This is a genomic window from Caballeronia sp. KNU42, from assembly GCF_053760385.1.
Map to the genome: position 1 here is coordinate 2,524,767 of NZ_CM132388.1, position 15,549 is coordinate 2,540,315.

Annotated in this window: 15 protein-coding genes; 2 read left to right on the forward strand and 13 right to left on the reverse strand. The window is 58.4% G+C overall.

Translation table 11 applies throughout. The features are described from left to right. Positions 1-38 precede the first annotated feature (38 nt). The 3 genes from ccsB to ACSOSP_RS11325 all read right to left on the reverse strand — a co-directional run bounded on the left by ccsB (position 39) and on the right by ACSOSP_RS11325 (position 4,388). Positions 39-1,241, reverse strand: a complete 1,203-nt coding sequence (gene ccsB / locus ACSOSP_RS11315) for a c-type cytochrome biogenesis protein CcsB (protein WP_455306582.1) — start codon at positions 1,239-1,241, stop codon at positions 39-41. A gap of 4 nt (positions 1,242-1,245) precedes the next feature. After that, on the reverse strand, positions 1,246-3,474 hold the full coding sequence (locus ACSOSP_RS11320; RefSeq protein WP_455306584.1) for a cytochrome c biogenesis protein ResB: 2,229 nt from the start codon (positions 3,472-3,474) through the stop codon (positions 1,246-1,248). Positions 3,475-3,710: 236 nt separating this feature from the next. Then, complete coding sequence (locus tag ACSOSP_RS11325; RefSeq protein ID WP_455306586.1) at positions 3,711-4,388, reverse strand: c-type cytochrome; 678 nt, start codon at positions 4,386-4,388, stop codon at positions 3,711-3,713. Positions 4,389-4,699: 311 nt separating this feature from the next. Here ACSOSP_RS11325 and yihA point away from each other — a divergent pair, with 311 nt between their 5' ends. Both yihA and hemB read left to right on the forward strand, forming a co-directional pair. Next, positions 4,700-5,365 carry a ribosome biogenesis GTP-binding protein YihA/YsxC gene (gene yihA / locus ACSOSP_RS11330; RefSeq protein WP_455306588.1) on the forward strand — a complete coding sequence of 222 codons (666 nt, stop codon included), beginning with the start codon at positions 4,700-4,702 and terminating at the stop codon, positions 5,363-5,365. Positions 5,366-5,681: 316 nt separating this feature from the next. Next, positions 5,682-6,683, forward strand: coding sequence for a porphobilinogen synthase (gene hemB, locus ACSOSP_RS11335; protein WP_455306590.1), 1,002 nt, complete (start codon positions 5,682-5,684; stop codon positions 6,681-6,683). Between the two features lie 426 nt (positions 6,684-7,109). Here hemB and ACSOSP_RS11340 read toward each other — a convergent pair whose 3' ends face one another. The 10 genes from ACSOSP_RS11340 to secY all read right to left on the reverse strand — a co-directional run bounded on the left by ACSOSP_RS11340 (position 7,110) and on the right by secY (position 15,521). Continuing rightward, positions 7,110-7,964, reverse strand: a complete 855-nt coding sequence (locus tag ACSOSP_RS11340) for an AraC family transcriptional regulator (protein WP_455306592.1) — start codon at positions 7,962-7,964, stop codon at positions 7,110-7,112. A 339-nt stretch (positions 7,965-8,303) separates the two neighbouring features. Further along, entirely contained in the window at positions 8,304-10,157 is a 1,854-nt protein-coding gene (gene dsbD, locus ACSOSP_RS11345; RefSeq protein ID WP_455306594.1) for a protein-disulfide reductase DsbD, read from the reverse strand. Then, positions 10,150-10,482: a divalent-cation tolerance protein CutA gene (gene cutA / locus ACSOSP_RS11350; protein WP_455306596.1), complete on the reverse strand. Its 333-nt coding sequence runs from the start codon at positions 10,480-10,482 to the stop codon at positions 10,150-10,152. The genes dsbD and cutA overlap by 8 nt, the downstream gene beginning before the upstream one ends. Positions 10,483-10,662: 180 nt before the next feature. Beyond that, positions 10,663-11,058 (reverse strand): 50S ribosomal protein L17, encoded by a 396-nt coding sequence (rplQ, locus tag ACSOSP_RS11355; protein ID WP_031361559.1) that lies wholly within the window; start codon positions 11,056-11,058, stop codon positions 10,663-10,665. A gap of 142 nt (positions 11,059-11,200) precedes the next feature. Then, entirely contained in the window at positions 11,201-12,178 is a 978-nt protein-coding gene (locus tag ACSOSP_RS11360) for a DNA-directed RNA polymerase subunit alpha (protein WP_031361560.1), read from the reverse strand. Between the two features lie 125 nt (positions 12,179-12,303). After that, on the reverse strand, positions 12,304-12,927 hold the full coding sequence (rpsD, locus tag ACSOSP_RS11365) for a 30S ribosomal protein S4 (RefSeq protein WP_031361561.1): 624 nt from the start codon (positions 12,925-12,927) through the stop codon (positions 12,304-12,306). Between the two features lie 158 nt (positions 12,928-13,085). Continuing rightward, a complete protein-coding gene (rpsK, locus tag ACSOSP_RS11370; protein ID WP_006052224.1) occupies positions 13,086-13,490 on the reverse strand; it encodes a 30S ribosomal protein S11 in 405 nt (134 codons plus the stop codon). 28 nt (positions 13,491-13,518) lie between these two features. Next, a complete protein-coding gene (gene rpsM, locus ACSOSP_RS11375) occupies positions 13,519-13,884 on the reverse strand; it encodes a 30S ribosomal protein S13 (protein ID WP_031361562.1) in 366 nt (121 codons plus the stop codon). Between the two features lie 41 nt (positions 13,885-13,925). Then, positions 13,926-14,042 (reverse strand): 50S ribosomal protein L36, encoded by a 117-nt coding sequence (gene rpmJ, locus ACSOSP_RS11380; protein WP_004199844.1) that lies wholly within the window; start codon positions 14,040-14,042, stop codon positions 13,926-13,928. A 132-nt stretch (positions 14,043-14,174) separates the two neighbouring features. Continuing rightward, a complete protein-coding gene (gene secY / locus ACSOSP_RS11385) occupies positions 14,175-15,521 on the reverse strand; it encodes a preprotein translocase subunit SecY (protein WP_031361563.1) in 1,347 nt (448 codons plus the stop codon). Positions 15,522-15,549: the final 28 nt, after the last annotated feature.

The following is a 15,549-nucleotide window of genomic DNA, read 5'->3' on the forward strand; positions in this document are numbered from 1 at the left end:
TTGCATGGCGGTTCTTAAACAGCGCTTAGAGGTGAATCTTACAGCTTGCCGTAGCTGTGCAGACCCGACAGGAACATGTTCACGCCCAGGAATGCGAACGTGGTGACCAGCAAACCGGTCAACGCCCACCACGCGGCCACCGATCCACGCAGGCCCTTCATCAGGCGCATGTGCAGCCACGCGGCGTAATTCAGCCACACGATCAATGCCCACGTTTCCTTCGGGTCCCAACTCCAGTAACCGCCCCACGCTTCGGCGGCCCACAGCGCACCCAGAATGGTCGCGATGGTGAAAAACGCGAAACCGACCGCGATCGACTTGTACATGACGTCATCAAGCACTTCGAGCGACGGCAGGCGATCCGCCAGAATGCCGCGTTCCTTGACCAGATACGCCACCCCGACCATAGCCGCCAACGCGAAGCTGCCATACCCGATGAAATTCGCCGGCACGTGGATCTTCATCCACCAGCTTTGCAGCGCGGGCACGAGCGGCTGGATCTGCTGGGCATCGCGGGCGATGGAATACCACATCAGGAAGCCGACGGCGGCGCTGATCACCAGCAATACAAACGCACCCATGGCGCGCGTGCTGTAGTGCTGCTCGTAATACAAATAAAACAGCGACGTAATCAGGCAGAACAGCACGAAAACTTCATACAAGTTCGAAATGGGGATATGACCCACATCCGAGCCGATCAGGTATGACTCGTACCAGCGGACCATCAAGCCGGTGAAACCCATCAGCACGGCCGCCCAGGTCATCTTCGAGCCGATCGAGCCGCCCGTGGGCGAACGCGAAAGCAAGCCAATCCAGTAAAAGACCGTTGCCAGCACAAGCAGCGCGCTCATCCACAAGATCGCCGACTGACTGGACAGGAAGTATTTGAGGAAGAAGTTGGTATCGGCGCGAGCAAGATCCGAGTGATAAAGCTGCAACGACGACAGCGACAACACCGCAATGCACGCAATCAGCAGCCGCACGGGCTTCCAGCGCCATCCGAGCACCACGAACGTCGGCACGGCGCAGCAGAGCACCAGCTTGTCGTAGTAGTTCATGTACGGGTAATACCGGAACAGCGCAAACCCCGCGCCGGCAACCATTGCCAGCGCAAACAGCCAGTCTGTCGGGCCGAGACGCTTCAGGAACGGACGTTCGTCGAAGAGGTTCGGATCGACAGGCACTTTGCCCGCGCGCTGCTGCGCCGGGGTCGATTGCGAGGAGGCTTGTGTGAGGTCCATGTTCTTACCGAGTTGAATCTTGCGAGCCGGTGGACTGGGTGTCCGCGGGCGTTTCCGGTGATGACGTTACCGGATGCGACTTGACGCCCAGCATGGCGCCGATCGCGTCGCGCGTTTGCGCGAATTCCTTCTCGAAGTCGAGCGTGCGGCGCGCGGTGGACATTGCCATCAACACGCTGGTGCCGCCCGCCGATGTGTCTTTGAGCCAGAACCAGAGACGGCGTTCACGCACGTAAAACATCGAGAAAATGCCGAGCACGAGCAGGAGGCTGCCAAGATACACCACTTTTTTGCCCGGTGCGCGTGTCAACTGGAACACGGAAGCCTGGATCTGCTTGAACGAATCGAGTTGCAGAAATACCGGCGATCCGTACAGAAAGCTGTCTGAAAGTGCATTGATCGACGATTGCACGAACTGCGTGTTTTTCGCGTCCGGCTGCGCTTCCGGGTGGCCGTTCTGAGCGCGGGAGATCTGCCACAGATCCCAGGTCGCGCCTTCCAGCATACGCAGCAACAAACCCGCCGCCTTTTCCTGCTCTCCCTTGGGCACGGATTTATCGATAAAACCTGCGATTGCCTGGAAACCGCCCAACGTTGCGCCCGGTTGCCCGGGAACCGCCGCAACGCCGCTTTCGTCCGCGCCGGCGAACAGGTTCAGCACCCGCGACGCGCTTTCTTCCAGATGTTTCTGCAATTCCGCGTTCGCTTCAGGCACCGAGCGCTTCGCAAAACGACGCGCCGCTTCGTCACGCATCGCGGGCGTTTCCAGCGCGGCGCGCAGGTTCATCCACTGCTTGATCGAACTTTGCTCGTCGGCGGGAATGCGCAAATAGCGGAACGGATCGTTCGGGCTCAAGCGCATGCCGGCGAGGAACATCGGCTGGCCTTGGACATCGACGGGCAGCATGTAGTTGTTGAACTCGCGCGCCTGGCCGTCCGTGCCCCGCACCTTGTATTGCACCGATGGCCCGACGTTACGCAGATCCGTCGGCTTCGACGTCTTCGCGCCGGAACCGAGCCGTTCATCGAAGGCTTGCTTTAACGTCTGCGTCTGGCCGACGCCGCGGGCATCGATGGAGCCGTTGCCATCGGTGACATTTTCCACGTTGATCGCGCGGAAATCGGTGAACTCGACGGTTTCGCCGTTGCCGCCGATGATCTGCGGATTCATCGGCTGCGTGCCGCCGATGGCGCCATCGAACGGCGTGGTTTTCGCGCTGCCGCCGGTCATGGGCCAGGCGGTCATCGACATTTTCGAGCCGCCGTCCTGGAAGCTCGATTGATAGATCGAAATGCCATCGTAGGTGAACGGCTTGTTCACTTCCACGCGCGCCGGAATGCGCTTGCCAGTCGCATGATCGATCACGACGATATCGCTCGCGAACAGCTTGGGCATCCCCGTCGAGTAATAATCGACGATGAATTTATTGAGCTGGATCGAAAACGGCAGGTCCTGGATCAGTGAACCGTCCTGCTGATTCAGGATGGCCGTGGCAACGTGCTGCCCTTCCGGCACCCAGGCGTAACCGCGGAACGTGAGATTGGACGTCGGCAGCCGGTGATTCGGCGCAATGTCGTTAATCACTTCATTCGATGCAATCGGCGTCTTGTTGAAGAGCCACATCTGCAGCTTGATCGGCAGGTTGCTGTCCAGCAAACCGCCAATGCAGATGATCACGATCGCCAGATGCGCCGAGATATAACCGAGCTTCGTCAGCGCGCCGCGCTTGGCCGCGATCAGCGTGGCGCCGCTGTCCGTTTCGCGCGTGACGAACTTGTAGCCCATCTTGCCGGCGAGCCGCTGCAGATTGGCCGCGGTCTCGGCACGATTGCTCGACACCGCCGAAAACTCACCCTTGTGATGAAACGCGCGCAGGCTTCCTTCGCGCACCCGATCCTTCCAGCTCTTCATGTCCGCGATCATCTTCGGGCCGTTGCGGATCACGCACAGCGACACCGAAATCACTAGGAAGATCAGGATCAGCATGAACCACCACGCGCTATACACGTTGTAGAGGCTCAGGCCGCGGAAAATATCGGCCCAGAACGGACCGAACTGATTGACGTAATTCGGGTACGGGTCTTCCTGCGTCAGAACCGTACCAATGATGCTGGCTATCGCGAGAATGACGAGCAGCGAGATGGCGAAGCGCATCGAACTGATCGTTTCGATGGCATGACGCACACTGCTACGGCTCGACTTCGACTGCAATCCCGACGTGGTGACGCTCATTCAAACTCCGGCTGAACAGCAAAAAAGGGTGGAGACGCAAGCGGTCTTTGACCGGCGTCCCACCCTTTTTTCTTATTTTGCGCGCCGGCCTTGGTCGGACCGGCTTCATGACACGTTCGACTATGACCCGCGCATATGACGTCCGGGCGACGCTGCGCGCATCTTAAAGCAGACCCGCACTTGCTGCAGGCGGGTCGTGCGGACGATTACAGACCGTTAGCGACGCTCATCGAGTGTCAATGCAAGCCTGCAATGTAGTCTGAAACTGCCTTCACTTCCGCTTCATTCAGGCGCAACGCAATGGTGTGCATTGGCTCACTGTTGTTGCGCGTGCCCTGCGCAAACGCGGTGAGTTGCGCGGCCGTGTAATCGGACCATTGTCCCGACAAGCGCGGATACTGCACCGGAACGCCCATACCCGTTGCACCATGACACGCGGCGCACGCTGGGACGGCCCTGTCCGCAATGCCGCCGCGATAAATCTTCTGCCCGACCGGCACGGTGTTCTTATCGCGTGCGTAGCCCGGCTTGGCCTTCTGCGTCTCAAAATACGCAGCCACGTTGACCATGTCCTGATCGTTCAACGCGCCCGCAATGCCCGCCATGATGGCGTTCTTGCGCGCCGGTTCTTTTGCGCCCGGCTGCGTCTTGTAATCCTTCAACTGCTTGACGATGTACTCGGCGTGCTGGCCTGCGAGCTTCGGAAACGCGCCGCCGGCACTGTTGCCGTCTGCTCCGTGACACGCTGCGCAAACCTGGGTGGCAATGGCCTGGCCCCTTGTCACGTCGGGCTTGGCGGGGGCTCCGGGAGCACCCGCATCTGCCGCTTGCGCTGTGACTGTCCAGCCTACCAACCCCGCTCCTAATGCTGCTGCTACTTCCAGGACCATCAGAGTCTTGTACAGTCGGTTCATTCGCGTACCCTGTTTTTCGTCTTGTGAGAATGTGAGGTTCTGCAAAAAACGACGGTTACCGATGCACTGCAAGACACCCGACAGAGGACTCGATACGGGATAAAAAGTCACCCGGCGCGCGTCCTGAAATCTGTCTTCAAACCTGTCTCACTCCTTATCCCGCTTGGGTCTTGCGTGCCCTGGCTGGTCTTCGTACAACCGTCGTATTGTACAATAACTCGCTAAACGCAAAGACGCCAGTCGGGGCAAGCCCAGTATTCAGTGGCTCCTTACAGCTCGAGTTTCCACAGAATTTCACTTTCGGTCTTCCCATGTCGTCATTTCTGCTTCACCAAGCCCGTTTCTTTACGACGGTCAACCACCTGAAGGACCTGCCGCCGACACCCCAGCCGGAGATCGCTTTCGCGGGCCGGTCAAACGCGGGCAAGTCCACGGCCATCAACCTGCTGTGCAACCAGAAGCGGCTGGCGTTCGCCAGCAAGACGCCGGGGCGCACGCAGCACATCAACTACTTCGCAATCGGCCCGGCGGACCAGCCCAGGGCGCATGTGGTCGATTTGCCGGGGTACGGGTACGCGGAAGTTTCGGGTAACGCCAAGTTGCATTGGCAGCAATTGCTGTCCACGTATCTGCAGAGCCGCGCGCAGTTGGTCGGAATGATTCTGATGATGGATTCGCGCCGTCCGCTGACCGAGCTCGACAAGATCATGCTCGACTGGTTTGCGCCCACGGGAAAGCCGATCCACGCTTTATTGACCAAATGCGACAAATTGACGCGGCAGGAAAGCATCAACACGTTGCGCGCGACCAAGAAAGCATTCGATGAGTACACGGCAGCCGGATATCGCGGCGAATTGACGCTGCAACTCTTCTCGGCGCTCAAGCGTGTCGGGCTCGATGAAGCTCACGAGAAGATCGAAAGCTGGCTGATTCCGAAGTCAACCGAAGAAATCGCTCCGGAAGACGAAGCGCAGTGAAGTCACTCTGATGCCGGTTGAAGACGGGGCTTTTGGCGCAGAAGGTGCATTGACTTGGCATCGCCCGGCATAAAAAAACCCGCCGCATGACGGCGGGTCAAACAGCCTGATCGAATCCTTCGATCATCACAGGCACCCGCTCAGGGAGGAGAAGCGGGGAGCTCGGCGCCAAGCGCCTACCTCGATCGGTATGATATACCATTGTCTCGAAAAGGTTCTGGAGGCGGTCGTGCCCCATGTCTGCAGCGGTTGCGGCAGTTAAGCTGGCAGCCATTCCCCTTGTCGCGTTACCCATCATCCCCCCACAAGCAAAGTCATGAGCTTCTATCCGCATCATCGTCCGCGCCGTATGCGCCGTGACGACTTTTCGCGCCGCCTGATGCGCGAAAACCTGCTGACCACAAACGATCTGATCTATCCCGTTTTCATCGTCGAGGGATCGAATGTGCGTCAGGCCGTTCCGTCCATGCCTGGCGTCGAGCGCACATCAGTTGATTTGTTGATGAAAGTGGCCGAGCAGTGCGTCGAACTCGGCGTGCCGGTCATTTCGCTGTTCCCGGCTATTGAACCCTCGCTGAAAACACCGGATGGCCGTGAAGCGACGAACCCCGAAGGCCTGATTCCGCGTGCCGTGCGTGAGTTGAAAAAGCACTTCCCCGAACTGGGCGTGCTCACCGATGTCGCGCTCGACCCGTACACCAGTCACGGCCAGGATGGTGTGCTCGACGAACAGGGCTACGTCATCAACGACGAAACCAGCGAAATTCTCGTCGATCAGGCGCGTGCACAGGCGGAAGCGGGCGTGGATATCGTGGCGCCATCGGACATGATGGACGGGCGGATCGGCGCAATTCGCGAAATGCTCGAGAGCGATGGACATATCCACACGCGGATCATGGCGTACGCCGCAAAGTACGCATCGGCGTTCTACGGGCCGTTCCGCGATGCGGTCGGCTCCGCAGCGAACCTCGGCAAGAGCAACAAGATGACGTATCAGATGGACCCTTCGAATTCCGATGAAGCCCTGCGCGAAGTGCGGATGGATATAGAGGAAGGCGCGGACATGGTGATGGTCAAGCCGGGCATGCCGTATCTCGATATTGTGTATCGCGTGAAGGAGGAGTTTCGCTTTCCGACCTATGTGTATCAAGTCAGCGGCGAGTACGCGATGATCAAGGCCGCCACGCAAAACGGCTGGCTCGATCACGACAAGGCAGTGATGGAGTCGCTGCTGGCATTCAAGCGCGCGGGGGCCGATGGCGTGCTCACGTATTTCGCGCTGGATGCCGCGCGGCTTTTGCGGGCGGCGGCGAAGTAAGGGGATTGGTGCGGTTGAGGCGTTTTTAAGGCGGCGGTTTGTTGCTTAAAGCGCGGACGCCTAACCGCGGGGGTCGAGGTGTCGTTGGATCTGTGGCCGGAGGGCGGAAAACCCTTCGGGTAGCCGGCCGCACGACGGATGGCTCTCCAAGCTCCTCGACACCGCTCTGTCCGACCTCCGCTGCCGGACGCCCGGCCAGAGCGGCGATGTATCGACCCGCGGCGGCAGGAGTCCGGCCACGCCGGCGGGAGTCCGGCCACGCCGGCGGGAGTCCGGCCACGCCGGCGGGAGTCCGGCCACGCCGGCGGGAGTCCGGCCACGCCGACGGGAGTCCGGCCAACTAGGAGCGGACCTTCTCCAGCAGAGTGGTTGGTCGAGTAGCACGTCCGACTCGTTGCCAAATCGAGCGTCCACTTCCTCATACGCTCACAACAGCGGCAGACAGATCTCAGTCAGCAAGTCGGCAGGCGCCGTCTCCTTGGGGCTGTTCAGATATTCCTCGAATGCAGGCGCATCGGCGGCTTCACGGCCCGATTGCACGAGCCACGTGCCATATAGCCACTGATAGGCCGCGTGCATATCGCTATATGGCCCTTTATGACGGAGAACCGCATACTGCCCGCCACGCAACGGCGTCACGCCAACCGGCGCCGCCACGTCGATATCCACCGGCAACACCACCCCAGCTTTCGATCTCAACTCCGCTTCAGGCACAACGCCTGGATCGTCATAGAAGATGCCGATCATCCGAGCCTCGGCCGACAACAAATTCCTGCTGGCCAGCCAGCCGAACAGCGAATCGAACGCCTTGCCAATCTGCATATACGGCCCGCGATGGTCGAGAGACACAACGTTCATCGCCGGTACGTCACGAATCACCACTTCACGCATCACCATTTGATCGTCTCCTGAAAGCGCCGGCCGGAACCGGCTGTGAGTGCCCTGCTTGCGGTACTGCGCCGGCGGCATGCCGTACGCGGCCCTGAACGTGCGCGAAAACGACTGCAAGCTGCTATAACCCGAACGTTCGGCAATCTCCGTGATCGGCATCGATCCATTCGCCAGGTAACCGCCCGCGCGATGCAGACGCAACCTGCGCACGGTCGCAGCGATGGTCTCGCCGTACATCGCCTGATAGATCCGATGCCAGTGATACGGCGACAAACACGCAATCTCAGCCAACCTGTCGATATCCAGAGCCTCGTCGAGATGATCGTAGATATGGTCGAGCACGCGACTCAGTCGCGCTTCGTAACGGGCTTGATAGGTCAGATCGTTCATGAGCGTCTCGGTGAGAGCGAACGTTGAGTGCGGACAAAAGTATCACGACGCGATTTACCAAATCCTGCGGACTTGATCGCGCCCAGCAATTGGTGCTGCGGTGGGGGTTGGTAATTATGTTGGGGCGAGCGGCCGCTTGGGGAGGCGGAGCTCGGACATTGCAACGATGGTTTAAGGGCAGGATCCCGCGTACTCCGGTGACTCAGGAAAGACGACGCCTAATCGCATAATCCGCGCCCTTTAACTCCGCCTCTGAGGCGCCATGCCTTGGTCGCCGATCCCGCTGAAACGGGACGTGCGTCCAACTCTCAAACGCACGCCAAGTTCTTCACATCAAAATCACGTCGTCGGTGCGGAAAGTTTGTCGAGACTCTTCAAGAACGTATCCGCCGACTCATAACCAACGACCCGCACCACCTCGTTGCCTTGCGCATCGAAGAAGATGATGCCCGGCGGCCCGAACAGCTTGAAGCGTTTGAGCAAAGCCTGATCATCGGGATTATTCGCTGTGACGTCAGCGCGCAGCAGGTTGAGTTGGGCCAGGCGCGCACGGACCCGCGGATCACTGAACGTGAGATGTTCCATCTCCTTGCACGATACACACCAGTCCGCGTAGAAATCGAGCATGGCCGGACGGCCGGCGGCCTTGAGCGCCAGATCCAGTTCGTCCGACGATTTTACCGGTGCAAAGGTTTCCCCGGGCGCGGACTGCTGCTGCGCGCTAGCCTCTGTTCCGGAACCCATGCGCGCAGTAAATACGGCGAGTGGACGCAGTGGATCGGCGGAGCCCGCGGCAAGCCCAACGAGCAACGTAGCGCCCCAGATAGCGAGCGCGGCGCCGAATCCACGACCCAGCTTGCGCCATATCGACAGCGTCGAAGCAGTCGATGTAAAGAGCCCCAGCGTCGCAGCCGCTATAAGCAGCCACAACGCCGCCAAAGCCATTTGCGTGGCCGCGCTCAGCACCGGCCACACGATCCACAGTGCCGCCGCGAGCAACACGACGCCGAAGAACACCTTCACGCCGTCCATCCAGTTCCCTGCGCGCGGCAGCAGCGTCCCTGCGCCAAGCCCGATGATCAGCAGCGGCACGCCGAGCCCGACGCCCATGGAAAACAACGCGGCGCCGCCGAGCAGCGCGTTACCCGTGTGTGCGATGAATGCGAGCACGGCGAAGAGCGGTGCGGTCATGCACGCACCGACCACCAGCGCCGACAACGCCCCCATTACAACAACCGCAACGACCTTCCCGCCGGATCGCTTCTGCGACGCCGCGTTGACGCTGTTTTGCCAGCGCGCAGGCAATGCGATGTCGACGCCGGCAATCAGCGTGAGCGCGAACACTGCCAGCAACAAGCCGAACGCACCGAGTACCCAGGGGTTCTGGAGCCAGGCGCCGAGACTCTGCCCGATCATCGCGGCGAGCACGCCTAGCGCCGTATAAACAAGCGCCATGCCGAACACATAAGCCGCCGACAATCCAAATCCTCGCGACCGCGTCACGCGCGCGCCTTCACCAATGATGATCGCCGAAAGAATGGGAATCATCGGATAAGAGCAAGGCAGCAAGCTCAACACCATGCCCGCGACGAAGTACAAGCCGACGATCGCGAAAAAGCCCCCGCTTTCGAGCAAGGATTGCGCGTAATCGGCGTTGGTCGCGCGGTCGTACCAAGGCACGTCACTCGTGCTTGCCGATGGCGTTTGACCACTGGCACCAGCGGCTTGCAGCGCTGCGCCACTGACGTGGTAGACGCGCTCCATCGGCGGATAGCAGATGCCCTGATCGGCACAACCCTGCGACGTGACCGCGATATCGAAAGGACCAGAAGCCTCCTTCACTGGAATCCGAATCACGAGTTCACCGCGATACGTTTCCACGTCCTTGTTAAACGTCTGATCGAAGTGAACCTTACCCGCAGGCAGTTGCGGTTCGCCAATCGTCGCGTTGCCATTTTTCACGGCAAACGCAAAACGCTCGCGGTACATGTAATAGCCGTCTGCGACCTTATATCGCACGTCGATCTCGCCCGGCTTCTCCGTCGCGCTGAATTTGAACGCAACCGCGGGGTCGAGAAAATCGTCGGCCGCGTGACCTGGCGCGATCGAGCAGAGCAGCAGCACGACACACGACACCAGCATGAGAACTGCATCGAGCGGCCGGCGCACAGAGAAGGCAAAGGGTTTAAACATTAAGAGAACGTTGAGTTTCCGCGGTGATCCATTGCCCATAAGCCGCCGATGCATCGGCCTGCCACGAGACAATTTCAGGTGTTTCATAAGGATGATTCGCTTCGATAAAGCGCGCCAGCTCATCGCCGCGCGCGAGACTCGTCTTGAACAGGAGTTGAATCTCCTCGGCAGTCTCTACCTTACCCTTCCACCGATACCGCGACTTAACCGCGCCCAGTTCCGTCACACACGCGGCAAGCCGCGCGTCTATGGCTTGCTGCGCGATCTTTGACGCTGCTTCGCTATCCGGCAACGTTGTTAAAACCAACACAACGGGCGTATTCACGGAAAGCTCCGATACGGTGGATATGCATGCAATCCTAGCACTTGACGTCGATAACCCGCAGTCAGCCAAACGGCCTATGACTTGTGACCTGAGCCGTGGCAACCAGCAGCGGAAAACGCGCCGCGCAATGCAAAAAGGCCAAGCAAAGCTTGGCCTTTCTTCGATCAACAGCGTGCTAGCTTATTCAGCTTCTTGCACGTCGTCGCCGTCAGCGAGTTCCGGACGATCCATCAGCATGACCAGAGCCATCGGCGCATTGTCGCCTTGGCGGAAGCCGAACTTCAGGATGCTCAGATATCCACCCGGGCGCTTTTCAAAGCGCGGACCGAGCACTTCAAACAGCTTCGCGACGGAGTCACGATCGCGCAGGCGGTTGAACGCCAGACGGCGATTTGCCAGCGACGGCTTCTTGCCGAGCGTGATCAGCGGCTCAACGACTTTACGGAGTTCTTTGGCTTTCGGCAGCGTGGTCTTGATGACTTCGTGCGCGATCAGCGAGTTCGACATATTACGGAGCATAGCCAGGCGGTGGCTGCTCGTGCGGTTCAGTTTCCGCAAACCATGTTTATGGCGCATTTTGAATTTCCTAATTAACCAAGTTTAGATCCAGCTCTTCTATTGCGTCTCTTTTGAGCGCACGGGCCGGTCGTAGAAAAAGCAAGATGCGGATTTTAAAGGAAAATCCGCATCTTTGCCAGTCAAGCGTACTGCTTGAAACTTACTTGTCGAGACCAGCCGGCGGCCAGTTCTCGAGCTTCATGCCCAACGTCAGACCACGCGAAGCCAGGACTTCCTTGATCTCGTTCAGCGACTTGCGACCGAGGTTAGGCGTCTTGAGCAATTCGTTTTCCGTGCGCTGGATCAAATCACCGATGTAATAGATGTTCTCGGCCTTCAGGCAGTTCGCGGAACGAACCGTCAGTTCGAGATCGTCCACCGGACGCAACAGGATCGGATCGATCTGCGGCGCGCGCGACGGTGCTTCTGCCGCTGCTTCCGTGCCTTCCAGTGCGGCGAATACCGACAACTGGTCGACCAGGATACGAGCCGATTGACGAATTGCTTCCTCGGGCGAAATCACGCCGTTGGTTTCAATGTTCATCACGAGCTTGTCGAGGTCGGTACGCTGCTCAACGCGAGCGCTTTCAACGGCGTAGCTCACGCGCAGAACCGGCGAGAACGACGCGTCCAGCACGATACGGCCAATGATCTTCGCCGAATCTTCGCCATAACGACGCACGTTGCCCGGCACATAACCGCGGCCCTTTTCAATCTTGATCTGAACGTCGAGCTTGCCGCCCTTCGACAGATGCGCAATCACGTGATCCGGATTGATGACTTCGCAATCGTGAGCGAGTTCGATATCGCCGGCCGTAACAACGCCTTCGCCTTCCTTGCGCAGCGTGACCGTGACTTCGTCGCGGTTATGCAGCTTGAAAACGACGCCCTTCAAATTCAACAGCAGGTTGACCACATCTTCTTGCACGCCGTCGAGCGTAGAATATTCATGCACGACGCCGGCAATCGTCACTTCGGTCGGTGCGTAACCAATCATCGACGACAACAGCACACGCCGAAGCGCGTTACCCAAGGTGTGCCCATAACCGCGTTCGAACGGCTCCATGACCACTTTCGCGTGACTGTCGCCAAGCGATTCAACTGCAATAATCTTGGGCTTCAACAAACTGGTTTGCATAGGTTTTCCTTTTCAATACCCTCGGCTCGTTACGCCGATAAGGCTGACCGGTGACAACCCGAAAATAAACAGCCGAGGTAGCCCCTTGCCTTCGGCAATCAGGGCTCCCCGGCCGTTAATCCGACTTACCGCGAATACAATTCGACGATCAGGCTTTCGTTGATGTCGCCAGCGATATCGCTGCGTTCCGGCATCGACTTGAACGTGCCTTCGAACTTCTTGGCATCGACCGCAACCCAGCTCGGCATTCCGCCTTGTTCTGCCAGATTCAGCGCTTCCAGAATCCGCACTTGCTTCTTCGACTGTTCGCGAACAGCAACCACATCACCAGCCTTGACTTGCATCGACGGGATGTTGTTCACAACGCCGTTCACCGTGATCGACTTGTGACCGACTAGCTGACGCGCTTCAGCGCGCGTCGAGCCGAAGCCCATGCGATACACGACGTTGTCGAGACGCGACTCGAGCAATTGCAGCAGGTTTTCGCCCGTCGGGCCCTTGCGGCGATCAGCTTCAGCGAAGTAACGGCGGAACTGACGTTCGAGCACGCCGTAAATACGCTTCACTTTTTGCTTTTCGCGCAATTGCGTGCCGTAGTCCGACGTACGAGCGCCAGACGTGCGGCCATGCTGACCCGGCTTGCTATCGAGCTTGCACTTGTCAGCGAGGGAGCGACGTGCGCTCTTCAGGAAAAGATCAGTACCTTCACGGCGGGACAGCTTTGCTTTAGGACCGGTATAACGTGCCACTTTGCATCCTTAATAATTGATCACGCGAAAATCATTCGCGCTAGTTCGAACTCGATGGATCGAACGGTGGGCTTAGTCAGTATTCTTAACGCTGATTCCATAACGCAAGCAACCTGTCGACGCGCGAGCGTCAACAGGTCAAGGCGTTACGCGACGTCTTAGATACGACGACGCTTCGGCGGACGGCAACCGTTATGCGGAACCGGTGTCACGTCGGAGATTGCGGTGATCTTGATGCCAAGACCATGCAGCGCACGCACCGCCGATTCACGGCCAGGACCGGGGCCCTTGATCCGCACTTCGAGGTTCTTCACGCCGTATTCCATCGCCACGCGACCAGCCGATTCAGCTGCGACCTGAGCAGCAAAGGGAGTCGATTTACGCGAACCCTTGAAGCCCTGGCCACCCGATGTTGCCCAGGCGAGTGCATTGCCTTGGCGATCGGTGATCGTGATGATGGTGTTGTTGAACGACGCGTGAACGTGAACTACGCCCTCGGCGACGTTCTTCTTTACCTTCTTGCGAACGCGTTGCGCCGCGGAGTTGTTCGAAGCCTTAGCCATTACGTTTTCCTGTAACTATCAATTCCGCTTACTTCTTCAGCGATTGCGCTGCACGACGCGGACCCTTACGGGTACGGGCATTCGTACGTGTGCGCTGACCACGCATGGGCAAGCCCTTGCGATGGCGCACGCCACGGTAGCAGCCCAAGTCCATCAGGCGCTTGATGTTCATCGTCACTTCACGACGCAGGTCGCCTTCGACGATGAACTTACCCACTTCTTCTCGCAGCTTTTCGAGGTCTGCGTCAGTGAGGTCTTTGACCTTCTTCGAAAATTCCACACCAGACGCCACGCAAATGTCGCGAGCGCGCGTGCGACCTACACCGAAAATTGCCGTGAGGCCGATTTCAGTATGCTGGTGATTCGGGATGTTAACCCCTGCGATACGAGCCATTGTTTTTCCTCAAACAAAAAGCGCAAGCAAAAGCGCGGCGTTCAGCCTTGACGCTGTTTGTGGCGCGGATCAGAGCTGCAAATCACGCGCACAACGCCCTTGCGCTTGATGATCTTGCAATTGCGGCAAATGCGCTTAACCGATGCCATCACTTTCATGATATTACCCTTTTTTCAAATCACTTCGCCCGGAACACGACCCGTGCACGAGACAGACCGTAAGGCGTCATTCAACCGTTACCTTGTCGCCCGGAAGAATGCAGACAAAGATTCATCTGCGTTCTTCCCTGATTAGCGCATCGGGACGTTGCTGCCTTTGAAGTTCGCCTTCTTGAGCAGCGATTCATACTGTTGCGACATAACGTAGGACTGAACCTGCGCCATGAAATCCATCGTGACCACGACAATGATCAGCAGCGACGTACCACCGAAATAAAACGGTACGTTCCAACGCAGCACCAGAAATTCCGGCAGCAAGCAAACGAACACGATGTAGATCGCACCGGCCAGCGTCAAACGCGTGAGGATCCGATCAATGTACCGAGCCGTCTGGTCACCAGGACGAATCCCGGGAACGAAGGCACCGCTTTTCTTCAAGTTGTCGGCCGTCTCCCTGCTGTTGAACACCAACGCGGTGTAGAAGAAGCAGAAGAAAACGATCGCCATTGCGTACAACAACACATAGACCGGTTGACCAGGCTTCAGAGCCTCGGCAACACCGTGCAGCGTGTTTGCAAACCAGCCGGTCCGCGTACCCGAACTAAACCAGTTCAGGATAGTTGCCGGGAACAGGATGATCGACGACGCGAAGATCGGCGGAATCACACCCGACATATTCAACTTCAGCGGCAAATGCGAAGACTGACCGCCGTAAATCTTGTTTCCGACCTGACGCTTGGCGTAGTTCACCAGGATCTTGCGCTGACCGCGTTCGATGAACACCACCACGAACGTGACCGCCGCAATCAGCAAGACAACAATAATCGCCGAAATGATGCTCATGGAGCCGGTGCGAACCAGTTCGAAGAGACCACCGATTGCGTTCGGGAAACCCGCCGCAATACCGCCGAAAATGATGATCGAGATGCCGTTACCCAGCCCGCGCTCCGTGATCTGCTCACCCAGCCACATCAGGAACATCGTGCCGGTCACCAGCGTCACGACTGTCGTCAACCGGAACACCATGCCTGGGTCGATAACGAGCCCAGCCTGATTTTCCAGCGCTACCGCAATACCGAAAGCTTGAAACGTAGCCAGAACAACCGTGAAGTAACGCGTGTACTGCGTAATCTTCCGCTGCCCCGCCTGCCCTTCTTTCTTCAGCGCTTCCATTTGCGGCGAAACGATCGACAGCAACTGCATGATGATCGACGCCGAGATGTACGGCATGATCCCAAGCGCGAAGATCGTGAACCTTGACAGTGCGCCACCCGAGAACATGTTGAACATGCCAAGAATGCCGCCTGACTGGCTCTGGAAAAGCTTCGCCAGCTGATCCGGGTCGATACCCGGCACCGGAATATGCGCACCGATTCGGTAGACGATCAACGCCAGCAGCAAGAACATTGCACGCCGACGCAGATCGCCGAACTTCGCAGCGCTTCGACCGGATTTTGCGAGACTCGGGCTATTAGCCAAGAACCTTCTCCGATGCTTTCGCTAACAA